At 57.3% G+C, this 16099-nt stretch carries 17 protein-coding genes; 7 read left to right on the top strand and 10 right to left on the bottom strand.

Going from position 1 to position 16099, the window contains the following annotated elements:
* Position 1: 1 nt before the first annotated feature.
* The 5 genes from N1037_18205 to N1037_18185 all read left to right on the top strand — a co-directional run bounded on the left by N1037_18205 (position 2) and on the right by N1037_18185 (position 5409).
* On the top strand, positions 2-706 hold the full coding sequence (locus N1037_18205) for an ATPase (GenBank protein ID UWS79161.1): 705 nt from the start codon (positions 2-4) through the stop codon (positions 704-706).
* A 230-nt stretch (positions 707-936) separates the two neighbouring features.
* Positions 937-1953 (top strand): amino acid ABC transporter substrate-binding protein, encoded by a 1017-nt coding sequence (locus tag N1037_18200; GenBank protein UWS79160.1) that lies wholly within the window; start codon positions 937-939, stop codon positions 1951-1953.
* Between the two features lie 141 nt (positions 1954-2094).
* Complete coding sequence (locus tag N1037_18195) at positions 2095-3327, top strand: ABC transporter permease subunit (GenBank protein ID UWS79159.1); 1233 nt, start codon at positions 2095-2097, stop codon at positions 3325-3327.
* Positions 3328-3330: 3 nt separating this feature from the next.
* The gene (locus N1037_18190) at positions 3331-4629 is read left to right on the top strand and encodes an amino acid ABC transporter permease (protein UWS79158.1); all 1299 of its coding nucleotides are present in this window, start codon (positions 3331-3333) and stop codon (positions 4627-4629) included.
* A 12-nt stretch (positions 4630-4641) separates the two neighbouring features.
* Positions 4642-5409 (top strand): amino acid ABC transporter ATP-binding protein, encoded by a 768-nt coding sequence (locus tag N1037_18185; GenBank protein ID UWS79157.1) that lies wholly within the window; start codon positions 4642-4644, stop codon positions 5407-5409.
* A 71-nt stretch (positions 5410-5480) separates the two neighbouring features.
* Here the strand turns inward: N1037_18185 and N1037_18180 are convergent, their stop codons facing one another.
* The 4 genes from N1037_18180 to argB all read right to left on the bottom strand — a co-directional run bounded on the left by N1037_18180 (position 5481) and on the right by argB (position 8303).
* Positions 5481-5909 (bottom strand): GNAT family N-acetyltransferase, encoded by a 429-nt coding sequence (locus N1037_18180; GenBank protein ID UWS79156.1) that lies wholly within the window; start codon positions 5907-5909, stop codon positions 5481-5483.
* A 217-nt stretch (positions 5910-6126) separates the two neighbouring features.
* Positions 6127-6624, bottom strand: a complete 498-nt coding sequence (locus tag N1037_18175; protein UWS79155.1) for a histidine phosphatase family protein — start codon at positions 6622-6624, stop codon at positions 6127-6129.
* Complete coding sequence (locus tag N1037_18170; GenBank protein UWS79154.1) at positions 6621-7313, bottom strand: ferredoxin; 693 nt, start codon at positions 7311-7313, stop codon at positions 6621-6623. The genes N1037_18175 and N1037_18170 overlap by 4 nt, the downstream gene beginning before the upstream one ends.
* A 129-nt stretch (positions 7314-7442) precedes the next feature.
* A complete protein-coding gene (gene argB, locus N1037_18165) occupies positions 7443-8303 on the bottom strand; it encodes an acetylglutamate kinase (protein UWS79153.1) in 861 nt (286 codons plus the stop codon).
* 128 nt (positions 8304-8431) lie between these two features.
* Here argB and N1037_18160 point away from each other — a divergent pair, with 128 nt between their 5' ends.
* Positions 8432-9160, top strand: coding sequence for an SDR family oxidoreductase (locus N1037_18160; GenBank protein UWS79152.1), 729 nt, complete (start codon positions 8432-8434; stop codon positions 9158-9160).
* A gap of 65 nt (positions 9161-9225) precedes the next feature.
* Here N1037_18160 and yihA read toward each other — a convergent pair whose 3' ends face one another.
* The 5 genes from yihA to ttcA all read right to left on the bottom strand — a co-directional run bounded on the left by yihA (position 9226) and on the right by ttcA (position 15094).
* Positions 9226-9876, bottom strand: coding sequence for a ribosome biogenesis GTP-binding protein YihA/YsxC (gene yihA / locus N1037_18155; GenBank protein UWS79151.1), 651 nt, complete (start codon positions 9874-9876; stop codon positions 9226-9228).
* The gene (locus tag N1037_18150) at positions 9876-10625 is read right to left on the bottom strand and encodes an MOSC domain-containing protein (GenBank protein ID UWS79150.1); all 750 of its coding nucleotides are present in this window, start codon (positions 10623-10625) and stop codon (positions 9876-9878) included. The genes yihA and N1037_18150 overlap by 1 nt, the downstream gene beginning before the upstream one ends.
* Entirely contained in the window at positions 10622-12430 is a 1809-nt protein-coding gene (gene yidC, locus N1037_18145) for a membrane protein insertase YidC (protein ID UWS79149.1), read from the bottom strand. The genes N1037_18150 and yidC overlap by 4 nt, the downstream gene beginning before the upstream one ends.
* A gap of 166 nt (positions 12431-12596) precedes the next feature.
* Positions 12597-14141, bottom strand: a complete 1545-nt coding sequence (locus N1037_18140) for a bifunctional diguanylate cyclase/phosphodiesterase (GenBank protein ID UWS79148.1) — start codon at positions 14139-14141, stop codon at positions 12597-12599.
* 65 nt (positions 14142-14206) lie between these two features.
* Positions 14207-15094 (bottom strand): tRNA 2-thiocytidine(32) synthetase TtcA, encoded by an 888-nt coding sequence (ttcA, locus tag N1037_18135; GenBank protein UWS79147.1) that lies wholly within the window; start codon positions 15092-15094, stop codon positions 14207-14209.
* A 174-nt stretch (positions 15095-15268) separates the two neighbouring features.
* Here ttcA and N1037_18130 point away from each other — a divergent pair, with 174 nt between their 5' ends.
* Positions 15269-15805 (top strand): DUF3833 domain-containing protein, encoded by a 537-nt coding sequence (locus N1037_18130; protein ID UWS79146.1) that lies wholly within the window; start codon positions 15269-15271, stop codon positions 15803-15805.
* A gap of 5 nt (positions 15806-15810) precedes the next feature.
* Here N1037_18130 and yidD read toward each other — a convergent pair whose 3' ends face one another.
* A complete protein-coding gene (yidD, locus tag N1037_18125) occupies positions 15811-16068 on the bottom strand; it encodes a membrane protein insertion efficiency factor YidD (protein ID UWS79145.1) in 258 nt (85 codons plus the stop codon).
* Between the last annotated feature and the right edge of the window lie 31 nt (positions 16069-16099).

Below are 16099 nucleotides of genomic sequence, written 5' to 3'. Positions count from 1 at the left end.
GATGAGTGATTGGAAGCAAAAGCGGTTCTGGAAACAGGTCTCTGCGGTCGAAGTTGATGGCGGTTTCTCGGTTCTATTGGATGGGCGCGGGGTAAAGACACCTGCGAAGGTTTCCCTGACCCTGCCCAGTCTTGAGATGGCAGAGGCGATTGCTGCGGAGTGGGATGCGCAGGTGGAAGGGATCAATCCCGAAACCATGCCCTATACCCGCTCGGCCAATGCCGCAATTGATAAGGTCGCGAATCAGCATGCTGAAGTCGCCGACATGCTGGCGGATTATGGCGATTCGGACCTGTTGTGCTACCGCGCGGACAGCCCGCAGGAGCTGGTGGCGCGTCAGGCCGCGCATTGGGACCCTGCCTTGGATTGGGCCAAAGATACCCTGGGTGCGCGGCTTGAAACCCGCCAGGGCCTGCTGCATGCGCGGCAGAATCCTGCGGCCCTGTCGGTCTTGCGCGATGCGGTTCACGATCTGAACAATTTCCAACTCGCGGCCTTTCACGACCTGGTTTCGATGTCCGGATCCCTGGTCCTGGGCTTTGCGGCTGCCCATAATTGGCGCACAGCTGATGATATTTGGCAGATATCGCGCCTGGACGAGACCTGGCAAGAAGAACAATGGGGTGTCGATGAGGAGGCGCAAGAGACTGCAGAGTTGAAGCGAGCTGCCTTTCTACACGCAAAAAGTTTCTACGACATTTGTTAAGAAGACAGCAAATTGCGAGACTGATCACTATTCAGAAATTTTGTATCTATTAGTGCAGAGTTCGCTATGCGGACATCGAAATTCATGATCACACACTTGACGTTTGTTGATGAATGCGCCCAAACTCCCTGTACGAATTGGGGTTTCGCCCCAGTTCACACCATTTCCGGCACCTCTGTGTCGGGCAAAAAAAACCACCGCAATAGGTGGAAAATCAGGAAGAGGTAAATATGAAAAATACCGTAATTTTGGGCGCGCTGACCATTGCTGGTCTGTCTGCTGGTGCAGCTGCGGCTGGCACTCTGGACGACGTCAAAGCCCGCGGCAAACTGAACTGCGGCGTCACCACCGGTCTGGTGGGCTTTGCGGCTCCAAATGCCAGCGGCGAATGGGAAGGCTTTGACGTTGCCGTATGTCGCGCTGTTGCAGCCGCTGTACTGGGCGATGCCACCGCTGTCGAATTCGTGCCAACAACCGGCAAGACCCGCTTTACCGCGCTGGCGTCTGGCGAAATCGACATGCTGGCCCGGAACACCACCTGGACCTTTTCGCGCGATGTTGACCTGAAGTTCGAATTCACCGGCGTGAACTACTACGACGGTCAAGGCTTCATGGTTCCTAAAGAGCTGGGTGTTTCCTCGGCCAAAGAACTCGATGGCGCCACTGTCTGCATTAAGACTGGTACCACCACCGAGCTGAACCTGGCGGACTTCTTCCGCTCGAACAACATCTCTTATGAGCCTGTTCCAATCGAAACCAACGCTGAAGCACAGCAGCAGTATCTGGCTGGTGCCTGCGACGTGTACACCACCGATGCCTCCGGTCTGGCCGCAACCCGTGCCACATTCGAAGCACCTGATGCACACACCCTGCTGCCCGAAATCATCTCCAAAGAGCCTCTGGGCCCGCTGGTTCGTCATGGCGACCACGAGTGGGGCGACGTTGTGCGCTGGACATTGAACGCGTTGATCGCAGCTGAAGAGCTGGGCGTCACTTCTGCCAACATCAATGAGATGGCGGCTGGCACCAACAACCCTGAAATCAACCGTCTCCTGGGCACCGAAGGTACCCTGGGTGAGATGCTTGGTCTGTCGGCTGACTGGGGCAAGAACGCGATCGCTGCTGGCGGTAACTACGGTGAAGTCTTTGCTGATAACATCGGTGAAGCAACACCTATCGGTCTGGCACGTGGCCTGAACGCACAGTGGACCAAAGGCGGCCTGCTGTACGCACCTCCTTTCCGCTAAGATCCATTTAGGAAGGGGCGCAGGACATCCTGCGCCCTTTTTCCTTCTGACACTATCCAACCAAAAAACGCTTTAGATCTGACACGAGCGGGGAGCCAACCCCGCCGAACGGTAGATCTATGAGCTACGGGGATCACTTTCATGTCAACTCTCACTGACCCACCGCAGGAGCAGTTCCGGCTCTCCATGCTGGTCAACGATACCCGCTATCGATCATTGACCTTCCAGGCGATAGCCGCCTTGGTCCTGGCCTTGGCCATATGGTACCTGGGCAATAACCTCATTCAGAACCTGCGCGCAGCTGGCCTGAACATTTCCTACAGTTTTCTGGGCGATCGGTCTGGCTATGACATCGCTCAACGTCTTATCGAATATGACAGCCAGTCCAGCCATGCCAGCGCCGCTGTTGTGGGTATTCTCAATACGCTTTTGGTGGCCTTCTTAGCCTGTATCACGGCGACATTTTTTGGCGTCATTGCCGGTGTTTTGCGTTTGTCGAACAACTGGTTGGTGTCAAAACTGATGGCCGTCTATGTTGAGATCTTTCGCAACATTCCGGTGCTGATCTGGATCATCATCATTTTCACCATCATGACGGCCGTTATGCCGGGTCCACGCGATTTCCGTGGTGCAGACCCATCTTCCAGCATGGTGTTTGACCTCTTTGCCTTTACCAACCGCGGCGTCTACACCCCGATGCCATTGTTCGAGAGCGGGCTGTTTGCCTCCGCTGCCCTGAACTGGCTATTGGTTCTCGCGGTTCTGGTAGGATCGTTTTTTGTGATGCGCATGGTGAACGCCAGTGCAACCCAAAAGCAGGAAGCAACGGGCATTCGTCCCAACACCCTCTTTGTCAACTTGGCGGTTTGGATTGTTCCCTTTGCCCTGCTGATGCTTGTGATGGGACTGACCTGGGAAGTGCCAGAGCTGAAGGGCTTTAACTTTAAGGGCGGTATCAAAATTGGTGGCCCGCTGATCGCATTGTGGTTCGCGCTGTCGATCTATACCGGTGCCTTTATCGCGGAAAACGTCCGTGCTGGCATCCAGGCGATCTCAAAAGGCCAGACCGAAGCGGCTGCGGCCCTGGGTATGCGTCCTGGCCGGATCATGAACCTGGTGGTTCTGCCCCAGGCTTTGCGGGTGATTATCCCGCCGCTGATCTCCAACTTTCTCAACATCACCAAAAACTCTTCGCTGGCGATCGCCGTGGGCTATGCGGATATCACCGCAACACTGGGCGGGGTTACCCTGAACCAGACCGGGCGCGCGATTGAATGCGTGCTGTTGCTGATGCTGTTCTATCTCACCGCATCCTTGATGATTTCTATGGTGATGAATGTCTACAACGCCTCCGTTAAGCTGAAGGAGCGCTGAGCCATGAGCGATAAACAAAACAATCCGATTGCCTTTGTCGCCACAAGCGTCATACCAGAATCGCCGCCGCCTGCGCGTGATACTGGTGCCTATAAGTGGGTGCGCGAGAACCTGTTCTCAAACATTCCCAACAGTATATTGACGCTTCTTTCCCTTGCCCTGCTCTATTCCCTGCTCAGCAATACCCTACCCTGGATGCTGAACGGAATCTGGACCACCTCTTCGCTGGCTGAGTGTCGCGAGATTCTGGATGGTAAATCAGGCGCCTGTTTCTCGGTCCTGACTGAGCGCTGGAATCAACTGCTCTATGGGTTCAAATACCCCACAGACCAATACTGGCGGCCAAACCTGGCGCTGGTCCTGTTGCTGATCGCCTTGGCACCGGTGTTGTTCTTTGACCTGCCGCGCAAGCTGTTGGCCTTTACCGTTGTTTACCCCTTCCTGGCCTTCTGGCTGATCTGGGGCGGCGCTTTCATGGTGCCTGTTGTTGCCCTGGTTGGCTTTGCTGTTGCTGCGGTTGTGTTTCAGTACCTTGGCAAGAGCAGCTTTGCAGCGGGGTTCTTTGGGTCCATCGTTGCGGCCCTGGTGATCTGGAAAATCGGCGGGATGCTCATTCCTGAAGGCGCGTCGGACACGGCGATGCTGTCGGCAGTGCCGTCACGGGATCTGGGTGGCTTTATGCTCAACATGATGCTGGGCGTGACCTGCGTGTCGCTGTCGGTGCCATTGGGGATTGCCCTGGCTTTGGGGCGCCAGTCCTCTATGCCGCTGATCAAATGGATCTGCGTGGTCTTTATCGAGTTCGTGCGCGGCGTGCCGCTGATCACGCTGCTCTTTGTGGCCTCGGTGATGCTGTCCTACTTCTTCCCACCGGATGCATCTGTGGATCTGTTCCTGCGTGTGGTCATCATGATCACCCTCTTCTCTGCGGCCTATATCGCCGAAGTGATCCGGGGTGGCCTCGCGGCTCTGCCAAAGGGACAATATGAGGCCGCCGACAGTCTGGGTCTGGATTACCCGCAGGCGATGCGTCTGATCATTCTGCCTCAGGCCCTGAAGATCTCTATTCCGGGTATCGTGAATGTGGCCGTTGGCCTGTTCAAGGATACTACGCTGGTGTCGGTCATTTCGATGTTCGACCTCGTGGGAATGATCCGTGGTCCTATTCTTGCCTCGACCGAATGGAACGGCGTCTACTGGGAGCTTCTGGGCTTTGCAGCGCTGCTGTTCTTCATCGTTTGCTACGGCATTTCTCAATACTCTCAGTGGCTCGAGCGTCGCCTCGCCACTGGTCACCGATAAGGAGGCCGGACAATGGCTGACACTTCTCAAATGCAAGTCTCTGACGAAATTGCAATCACCATCAACCAGATGAACAAATGGTACGGGTCGTTTCACGTGCTGCGCGACATCAACCTGACCGTTAATCAGGGGGAGCGGATTGTTATCTGTGGTCCGTCCGGGTCGGGTAAATCGACCCTGATCCGCTGCATCAACGCGCTGGAAGAGCACCAGCAGGGCTCGATTGAGGTCGATGGGACCCTGCTGTCCAATGATCTGAAAAACATCGACAAGATCCGGTCAGAGGTTGGCATGTGCTTCCAGCACTTTAACCTGTTCCCGCATCTGACCATTCTGGAAAACTGCACGCTGGCGCCGATCTGGGTTCGTAAAACACCCAAGAAAGAAGCCGAAGAGCGGGCGATGCATTTCCTGGAAAAGGTGAAAATTCCGGATCAGGCCAACAAATACCCCGGCCAATTGTCCGGTGGTCAGCAGCAGCGTGTGGCCATTGCCCGCTCGCTTTGCATGATGCCGCGGATCATGTTGTTTGATGAGCCAACCTCGGCGCTGGATCCAGAGATGATCAAAGAGGTGCTCGACACCATGATCGAACTGGCAGAAGAGGGCATGACGATGCTTTGTGTGACCCACGAAATGGGTTTTGCCCGTCAGGTGGCGAACCGGGTGATCTTTATGGATGCCGGTCAGATTGTGGAGCAGAACGAGCCGGAAGAGTTCTTCAACAATCCACAAAGCGAACGGACCCAATTGTTCCTGAGCCAAATCCTCGGCCACTGAGTGTTGAGAGTAAACTGAGATAGAGTGGCCCCCCGGTTTTCCGGGGGGCCTTTTCTTTTCCGCCATAAAGGTCAGGCGGCGCTGAAGTGCATGCGGATTTCGGGATGGCCGAAGAAGCCATTGATCCGCTCTTCTCCTGCGGTGAAACCGTAGTTTTGATAGAAGCGACGCCCGATAGAGTTCTTGGTAAAGACATCAAGTTCGAGATATCCTTTGCGTGCAACGGCGCGATCCATCAGCGCGCGTCCGATGCCACGTCCGTGAAACGCTGGGCGTAGAAACAACCCGCCGACCTCGTGGTCGATCAGTGAGATGAAACCGACGGGCGCACCTGCGACGTCGACCATGTAGGTTTCTGCCAAATCGAGGAAATGGTCGCGGATCATGGCCTCTGCCTGATCCGTGGCCTCTGTCGTAAGAAACGGATGGGCGAGCGCACTGGCTTCACGCCAGATGGAAAGAACAGCGGGTTTGTCCGCTGGAGTATAGGGTCTGATCATGTCAGGCATGTCCCTTGAAGAAAACTGCGTCTTACGCAGTTCGGAAAGTTGAGAAAGACGAAGCAAACAAAAACCGTGCCGTTGCATGTTGAAAACGGCCTGATGTGGTTTTGAACTGTGCAGCGGTGCCGAAGGCACCATCCTCAACGGGACATAAAATCTCCAGGGTAGATATGCGGACGGCTATATCAACAGCATGCCTTTAGCCAGAGCGAATTCAGGTCACCAGCAATTCACGCGGGACGATGAATTCAATCACCCTGCCGCTACTCCAGGTCAGATCCGCCCAGGTGTCGATGTCAAACTTGGCGATCAGGGTTGCGCCGGTTGGATAGTCGTCAAAGCGGGTATGATCCGCAGGGTAGTTTACAATGGCATGGGCAAAGGCCGCTATCCCCGGATTATGGCCCAAGATCATCGTGCGCGAATGTGATGCTTCTTTTAGCACCTGAAAGATGATGTCAGAGCTTGCGTGATAGAGCCGTTCGGTAAAGACCGCAGGCGCCTCAATGCCGGTCAGCTGATAGGTCTCCCGCGTGCGCTGAGAGGAGGACGAAAGGACCTGTTGCGGCAGTTCGTTTGTTTCTCGCAGCCAATTCCCAAGCGCCCTGGCAGAATCCCGCCCCCGACTGTTCAGCGGGCGAGAATGATCGCTAGGGGCGTTGCTGTCCCAGGCGGATTTTGCGTGACGGGTCAGGATCAGGGTACAGGTCATGATGGGTGAAAATACCTCATGTGATGTGCGGTTTGTTCAATGGGTCGTCCAGCCCCCTGGCTGAGGGGACATGCGCACCGGGCGCGGCATCCCTGCGTCATGCAGGCTACTCCGGCCGGGTTCTCTAAGTGGTGGTGACAGGCGGCCAGATCATAGGGACCACCTTCAACCATGGCATCTGCCGGACATGACGTTAAACATGGCTGGGTTGTGCAGGTCGCGCAGGGAGAGTGTGCCAAAGGAGGAGGGGGGATGTCAAAGTTTTGATCGAAGTGGAGCGCCCCCCGAAAGGAAATCAACATGCCTACCTCATCATGCACCATCATTTGTGACGGGGATGTGAAGGCCCGACCCGAGGCCAGAGCCCAGTCCACAAAGGGCGTATAGGGTGGGCCCCCAAAGGGAAAATAGGCTGTGGCGCCCAGATTCGCTGCCAGACTGCCAATCACGCGTGTTGACCAGCGATCCACAGGATCCGGTCTGGCCTCCAGATACTCGGGGGAGCGGGTGAAGATCGGCCAGTACGCCGCGCCGCAGCCCAATAGAATCAGGGTGCCATGGGACAGCCCCTTGACTGGGCGGTCGCCGGGGTAGAGCGCGCCATAGATCTGCAGGCCCGCAGCACGCGCGGCCTGGGCGATATCAGCGTAGCCCTGCTGTGGACCGGTCTTGGCCTGCTTAGGCGTCATGCTAACCTCCCGAGGCGTCTGCAGAGGAGGATAGCAGAATGTTGAGCAGGGGATGCGCAAAAACGGCAATACCGTTCAGATAGGCTGGCTTGCGCCGTTCTATTGGAGGCTGAAGGCGCGGCCCTAGGTTCAGGCGCGGATCATCGAGCCTGCGCCGTGGTCGGTAAACAGTTCCAGCAGCACAGCGTTTTTGACCCGGCCATCAACAATGGTACAGGCGCGCACGCCGGAACGAACGGCCTCCAGAGCGGTTTCGGTTTTGGGAATCATACCCCCTGCAATGACACCTTCGGCGGTCAGACGTTCCACATCAGCGGCTTTCAACTCGGTCACAACTTCGCCAGTTGCATCCTTGACGCCGGAAACATCCGTCAGCAGCAGCAGCCGGTCGGCGTTGAGCGCAGTGGCGATAGCGCCAGCTGCGGTGTCACCATTGATATTAAAGGTCTCACCCGCGCGGCCAGCCCCGATGGGGGCAATCACCGGGATGATGTCTTTTTCAAACAGATCATGCAGAACCTGTGGCTCCATCTGTACCGGGGCACCGACAAAGCCAAGCTTGGCATTGGCCTGATCGCAGGTGATCAGATTGGCGTCCTTGCCCGACAGGCCCACGGCGCGGCCTCCCTGGGCATTGATCGCCTGCACAATGCGTTTGTTGACCACCCCAGAGAGCACCATCTCCACCACTTCCATGGTGGCCTGATCGGTGACCCGCTTGCCGTCAACAAACTCTGACTGGATCTGCAGTTTGTCCAGCATGGCATTGATCATCGGCCCGCCGCCATGCACGATCACCGGATTGACTCCGACCTGGCGCATCAACACGATATCGCGGGCAAAGGTTTCCATCGCTTCGTCGCTGCCCATGGCATGGCCACCCAGCTTGATGACAACAATGGCTCCGTCATAGCGCTGCAAATAGGGCAGGGCGCTCGACAGAGTTTCAGCAGTGGCAATCCAGTCGCGGTTCATATCTTGTTTCTTCATGGCTCGGGGTCCTCTTGGCATCTGGTGTTACTTGCTTCTGGCACTGCTGCCAAGTGCGACATAGAGATTGCAGCTCCGGGCTGGCCTGATAGGGTCGCCTCACAGCTCAGAAAGATGGAAATTACGCCATGCGCCAAAAGACTTTGCTTCTGACCGGCGCCAGCCGGGGCATTGGCCACGCAACTGTGCGACGCTTCAGCGCCGAAGGCTGGCGGGTGATCACCTGTTCACGGCAACCCTTCCCCGAGGAATGCCCCTGGGGTGGCGGTGCTGAGAATCACGTGCAACTGGACCTGTCGGACCCTTCTGACACCATCAACGCGGTGGGCGTCATCCAAGAACGGCTAGGCGGGCAGCTTGATGCGCTGGTCAACAATGCGGGTATCTCTCCCAAAGGTCCCGAAGGTGAGCGGTTGAACACCCTGGACACCGACTTGATGACCTGGGGCAAGGTCTTTCACGTCAACTTCTTTTCCTCTGTGGTGCTGGCACGCGGGTTGAAGGACGAACTGGCCGCCGCCAAGGGATCAGTGGTCAACGTGACCTCGATTGCCGGCAGTCGGGTGCATCCCTTTGCCGGGGCCGCTTATGCTACGTCCAAGGCGGCACTGGCAGCGCTGACCCGCGAGATGGCCCATGATTTTGGCCCCCTCGGGGTGCGGGTGAATGCCATCGCGCCGGGAGAGGTGGAAACCGCGATCCTGTCCCCTGGCACCGACAAGATTGTCGAGAAGCTCCCGATGCAGCGCCTCGGCCAGCCAGAGGAGGTCGCCGCGGCGATCTATTTCCTGTGCTCGCAGGAAAGCTCTTATATCTCGGGTGCGGAGATCGAAGTGAACGGCGCCCAACACGTCTGAAACCAGAAAGGGTCGCAAAATGCCCCCACAGAGGGGGCTAAGCGCTGCGCAGGCTGGTGGGCTGCCTATTCAAGACCGCAGATGATGGAGCGCAGGGTGGCGATGCCATCGCCTTTCTCCGAGGAGGTCAGCACGATCTCCGGATAGGCTGCAGGGTGGCGTGCCAGGGCCGTGCGGACCTGTTCAATCACCCGTTCACGATCCTTCAGCTTGACCTTGTCGGCCTTGGTCATGACGCACTGAAACGTCACAGCAGAGCTGTCCAGCAGGCTCATGATCTCTTCGTCCACATCCTTGACGCCGTGACGGCTGTCGATCAGCACAAAGGCGCGGCGCAGGGTCTGACGGCCACTGAGGTAGCGCTTGAGCAGCTTTTGCCATTTCTCCACCACCGCCAGCGGCGCATTGGCATAGCCATAGCCGGGAAGGTCCACCAGATAGAGCTCGGGGCCCTGGGTGAAAAAGTTGATCTCTTGCGTGCGGCCCGGCGTGTTGGAGGCACGTGCCAGGCCCTTGGTGCCGGTGAGGGCATTGATCAGACTGGATTTGCCAACGTTGGAACGGCCGGCAAAGCAGACCTCCATGCGGTCTGCATCAGGCAGGCCGGACATGGCCACCACGCCTTTGACAAACAGGGATTCGCCGGCAAACAGCTTGCGGCCCTTTTCTGTGGTGATCTGGTCAGGCTCTTCAGCGAGGGCGAATGGGATCTGCATCAGACAAGCTCCAGAGTATCGGTGAGGGCAATGTTCCCATCGCACAGCACCTTGGCACGAATGCCAAAATCAGTATGGCCCCAGTGGTCGCGCAGGGCCTTTAGGGTGTTGGCGTCGCGGCTGCCCGTGTCCGGGTTGGTTTCGGTTGCGCGACAGCGGGTGATGCGGTCGATCACTTCCAGACGCACTTCACCAATCTGCAACTGGCGCCCAACCCAGTCAAATTCCTCAAAGGGGGCAGCGCCGTCGATCCACAGATTGCCACGGAACCGGCGCGGGTCCAATTCCTGTCCCAGAGTTTCCCCAAGTGCCCGCAAGGAGGCCAGTGACAGGATCGAGAGCGCCGAAAAACTGGCATCAGCCATGCCGCTTGCCGGGGCTGCAATCAAACTGTGTGGCTGTGGCCGCTCGGCCGGGTAGATCGGTCGCAGCCAATCCACCAGTTTTGCACCATCCGTTGCCGGGTCCAGGGTGATCTCACCCTGTTTGGGGTGGCGAAGAGTGATTTTGTCGCCCAGTGTTTCGCCCTGTGTTTGGGCGGTAACGGCCATGAGTTCGGGACCGAAACAGCCGCGGGCAAAGTTGCGGCAGTGTTGCCATGCGCCGGTGTCTTCGGCGGTGCCGGTCAGCACAGCCCAGGCCCGGTCCAACGGCATAGGTCCGCCTGTCTCCAGACGGACCTGTGTCACTGATTCGGCCCCGATGCCTTTGATCGGGTGCCGCCACATTTGTTTGACAGTCGCTGTCATTCTTTCCCGGCCTTTGGCTTACGCTTGACGCTGGCTTTGATGTTGCCAAAAACGTCAGGCTTATAGCCGTGGCTGCGCATGATCAGATACTGCTGGCTAAAGGTGATGGTGTTGTTGGCGATCCAGTAGACAACCAGACCAGAGGCAAAACCACCCAGCATGAACATGAAGACCCAAGGCATCCAGGCAAAGATCATTTGCTGTGTTGGATCCGTCGGAGCCGGGTTCAGCTTTTGCTGCAGCCACATCGAGATCCCCAACAGCAGTGGCAGGATGCCGATAAAGACCAGCGCCATGATGCTATCAGGGGCCGGACCGTTAAAGGGCAGCAAACCAAAGAGGTTGAGCAAAGAGGTTGGATCCGGTGCGCTCAGATCCTGGAAAGGACCAAAGAAGGGCGCGTGACGCAGTTCCAGCGTTACAAAAATCACCTTGTACAGCGAGAAGAAGATCGGGATCTGGATCAGGATCGGCAGACAGCCGGCGGCAGGGTTCACTTTTTCCCGCTTATACAGCTCCATGATTTCTTTTTGCTGCTTTTGGCGATCATCACCCGCGCGCTCTTTCAGCTTCTCCATCTCCGGCTGCAGCTCTTTCATCTTCGCCATCGAGGCATAAGATTTATACGCCAGCGGGAAGACCAGGATCTTGATCAGTACGGTCAGGGCAATGATCGCCCAGCCCATGTTGCCAATCAGCCCGTGCAGGAAGTGGAGAACTGCAAAGATCGGTTTGGTCAGGAAGAAGAACCAGCCCCAGTCGATGCTGTCGAGGAAGCCGGCAATGCCGCCCTTTTCATAGGCGCGGATGGTTGCCCATTCCTTGGCCCCGGAAAACAGCTGAGTGGTAACCTCGGATGTTTCGCCTGCGGCCAGGGTCATGGTCGGCAGCACCACGTCGGTTTGATAGATATCCCGACGTTCGTCATATTTAGCCGAAGAGCGGAACGCCTGGCCCGGTGCCGGGATCAGCGTCGACATCCAATAGTGATCGGTGAAACCGATCCAGCCGTCGCCTTCTACCTGTTTGATTTCGGAACGCGATCCGTCGCGGGGATCAATTTCAAAATCGGCAACATCGGAATAATCCAGTTCGGTCAGCTCACCGTCGGTCATGCCAACAATGCCTTCGTGCAGGATGAAGAAGTTCTTCAGGTCAGCAGGTTCACCATGGCGCGCCAGGGTGCCATAGGGAGCCAGCGAAACTGTGTTGCCGGTGCCATTGGTGACCGATTGGGTGATCGCGAACATATAGTCCTCGTCCACCGCGATGGTGCGGTTGAAGGTCAAGCCCTTGCCGTTGTCCCAGGTCAGGGTGACGGGGCTGTCAGGTGTCAGCTCAGCACCAGCGGGGGCGGTCCAAAGAGTATTGGCTCCTGGGACGTCCTCAGCTGCCAGACCGCTGCCAGGTGCCCAGCCATAGAGGGCGTAATAGGCGCCTTGCTCTCCAACCGGAGAGAGAAACTGGACAATGTCCGGTGCATCAATGGTGACGCGGTAGTCTTTTAGGGCCAGGTCGTCGAGGCGACCGCCCTGCAGCGAGATGCTACCGGTCAGGCGATCAGATTCGATGGTGACGCGTGGCGCGTCAGAGACGCTGGCCTCTTCTGCAGGCTGATTGGTCGCAGCATCGGCTGCGACGGCTGCACTCGGCGTGCTGACGGGCCCATCTGCGGATGCCGTCTCAGTCGCCTGGACTTCGGGAGCCGGCGGGACCTCTGGGGGTGGAAAAAAGTACATCCACCCAAGAAGCACGAGGCTGCTGAGTGCGATTGCGAGAATGAGATTCTTGTTCTGGTCGTCCATTTGGGACTGCCACCTCGTGTAGGGAATGACAGGGTGTGGTTCAACAGAGAAGACCCCCAAAGGTCAAGCGGAATCACGGGAATCCGGGGCGGCAAAGCGCCCCGAAGCCAGAAAAGCGGTATTTCGCCAGTGATTAGCCGGTGATTAGACCGAGTCTAGATTGAGATCAGCGGGTGTTGCGGCCGATTTCCGGGGCTTCCTGCAGTTTCGCCTCGTGCGCGGTCATCCAGTCGAGTGTCTGGTCAAATGGCATAGGGCGACCGATGCCAAAGCCCTGAACATGATCGCAGCCAAGTTGGGACAGCAGTGCATGCTCACCGACGGTTTCGACACCCTCCGCCAGAGTCTCAAGATCCAGACGTTCGGCCATGGTCAAAATGGCGGCGATCAGCTTTTGCTGGTCTGGGTCACGATCCGCCCGCAGTACAAATGAGCGGTCAATCTTGATCCGGGAGATATTGAACCGGCGCACCGCCGAAATTGAGGCATGACCGGTGCCGAAATCGTCCAATTCGATGTGGCAGCCCAGGTCGCTGAGAGCCGCAATATTGCGGGTGACCACGTCATCGGGCCGGTCGGTCATGACGGTTTCCAGGATTTCAACCGAAAGACGTGCAGGCGGCAGGTTAAACCGTTCCAGTTCCCATTTGATATTCTCGGACAAATTGGGATTGCGCAGTTCCTGGGTCGCAAAGTTTACCCCAACGGCAGGCACTTTCAGCCCTGCGGCATCCCAGGCATTGAGCGCGGTCAGCGAATGATAGAGCATGACCTGGCTGAGCCGTTCCATCAGCCCGGCTTCCTCCAACACGGGCAGGAATTTGCCAGGTGGGATCAGCCCGCGCACGGGGTGCATCCAACGGGCCAGGGCTTCAAACCCGGATACACGACCCGTGTCTGTACAGATCTGTGGTTGGAACCAGGGCAGGATATGTCCAGCTTCCAGGGCTTCGGCGGCTTCCTCGCGTAGGCTGCCGCGGGCTTTGCTGCGCTGATACATGTCGGCGGAAAACACACGAATTCCTGAGGGGCCGTTTTGCTGGGCCTCAGTCAGAGCCGCAGAGGCCGCTGTGGACCAGTCGGAGTATTCCCGGCTGGGGGCACGGGTGTTCAGGCAAAACCCGATCGAGCAAGAGGTATAGACTGTGGAGCCCCCCAGGGAGATCGGCTCTTCGACAGCAGCTTGAATACGCCCGGCCATCTGAACACAGGTTTCCAGATCCAATTGCAGCACCGGGGTCAGGCAGACAGCAAATTTGCTATCGCCAATCCGCGCAACGGTATCGCCATTGCGCAGAGTGCTGGCAATGCGTTCGCCGCAGCTTTGAATAATCAGATCGCTTGCTTCCTGACCTTCGCGATTGATGAGCTCTTTGAATTCATCAACTTCGATGTAGTAGAGCGCCGAGCGCAGCTCGGTGTTGCCGCAGTCATCGACGATGCGCTTCATTTCCAGCTCAAAGCCTTCACGCAGCATCAACCCGGTGACGCTGTCGCGTGGGGCAAAATTGCTGCCATGATTGGAGAAGGCTCCAAAAGCGGCAAAGATCAGCGGGATACCCAGTGCAACCCACAGCAGGGCCGCTTCACCACCGAGCCAAAAGGTTGCGAGGGTGAGGGCGGGTAAGAACGCGAGAATGGGAGGCGCCAAAAGCGCTGGAGCCAGTCTCGCCCGAATTCGGTTATAAAGACCGGAATTCGCTTTTGTCATGTTCAGACCTTTCGCCTAAAGCAGGGGTGCTTGGGCAGAATAGAGGCCTGTTTCTGACTCCGGAGTTAACGCAGCAGCGGAATCTCATCCGAATCGACGCTTTCTTCGCTTATTTTGCGTTCCAGGCCGGCAAAATCGAACAGCTTGGGGTCCAGGAGGTGCGAGGGGCGGGCGTTGGTCAGGGCGCGAAACATCACCTGACGTCGTCCTGGACTGTTGCTTTCCCACTGGTCGAGAATCTGTTTGACCTGCTGGCGTTGCAGGCCATCCTGACTGCCGCAAAGATCACAGGGGATGATGGGATAATCCATTGCTTTGGCAAACTTTTCGCAGTCCGCCTCGGCGACATGGGCCAGCGGGCGATAGACAAAAAGATCGCCTTCTTCATTGATCAGTTTTGGTGGCATGGTGGCAAGTCGGCCACCGTGAAACAGGTTCATAAAGAAGGTTTCCAGGATGTCATCGCGGTGATGGCCAAGAATCACTGCTGAGCAGCCTTCTTCACGGGCCACACGGTACAGGTTGCCACGACGCAGGCGCGAGCAGAGCGCGCAAAAGGTCCGTCCCGCGGGCACCTTGTCCACCACGATGCTATAGGTGTCCTGGTATTCAATGCGGTGCGGTACGCCCATTTTTTCCAGGAACGCAGGCAGCACAGTGGCCGGAAATCCCGGTTGTCCCTGGTCCAGATTGCAGGCCAGCAGATCTACCGGCAACAGCCCACGCCATTTCAGCTCGTGCAGCACCGCCAGCAGCGTATAGCTGTCCTTGCCACCGGAGAGGCAGACCAGCCACCTGGGGGTGCTGCCATCGGCGGGACGCTCAATCATGCCGTATTGTTCAATCGCCTCTCGGGCCTGACGCACGATACGTTTGCGCAGCTTTTTGAACTCGGTGGTTGAGGGTGCCCCGGCAAAAAGCGGGTGAATTTCGGACTGATCATCATCAAACATGCAGCGCCCCTTAAACAACTATCTTTGGCAAAGCAACAAATGCTGCAGTTGGCGCGACAGGTGTGATTGCCTCACCAAGCCTGACCCGTCTGAAAATTCTCGAACCGACTCATCCAAAACCTTTGCCGCACCGTAGTCATTTTATCATGTGGGTATTCAAAAAGGGGAAAACAGATGCGTGGCGTCGTGAACTGGATCGTGATCTGTGTTTTGGGTCTGGTTCTTGTGGCCTGTGGGCGACCAGAACTGTCGGATGCAAAGTTGAGCGACAAGACTCTAAACCTTGAGCAGTATTTCCAGGGACGCACAGTGGCTTACGGGCAATTTGAAGACCGCTTTGGGACCGTGCGAAGACGGTTCAAGGTCGATATCGACGGGACTTGGGACGGTACGGTGCTGCGTCTTGCGGAGCGGTTTCGCTATTCAGATGGCACACAGGAAACGCGCAACTGGGCGCTGACAAAGACCGGGCCAGAAACCTGGACCGGAACAGCAGAGGGCGTGCAGGGCCTCGCCCGTGGCACAGAAAGCGGTGATACCTTCAACTGGCACTATACCATTGATCTGCCCTTGGCGGATGGCGGCACCCAACGCGTGGCATTCGACGATTGGATGTGGCTGTTGGAGGATGGTCGCTTGCTGAATAAGGCTTATATGAGCCGCTTTGGCATCACCCTGGGCGTTGTCACGATCTTTTTCGAAAAGGAATAGCTGGGCTACTTTTCCTGAAGCAGTTTGTCGTGCTCCGGGTCACTCCCTGGAACCGGATCATAGCCATTCCCCCCCAGGGGGTGGCAGCGACCGATGCGGCGGACCGTCAGGTAGGCGCCTTTGATAGCACCATGTTTTTCAAAGGCTTCAAGCGAATAGGCGGAACAGGTTGGCTGATAGCGGCAGTTAAACCCGACCCAGGGCGAAAAGAGCAACCGATAGGCGCGGACCGGCAGGGCGAGGATATGGGCGAGCGGTGTCATGGCGCTAAGATAGGCTCAGCGTCGCGGTGAG

This window comes from Phaeobacter sp. G2 (assembly GCA_025163595.1).
Lineage (GTDB): Bacteria > Pseudomonadota > Alphaproteobacteria > Rhodobacterales > Rhodobacteraceae > Pseudophaeobacter.
This window is presented reverse-complemented; position numbering and strand designations above follow the sequence as displayed.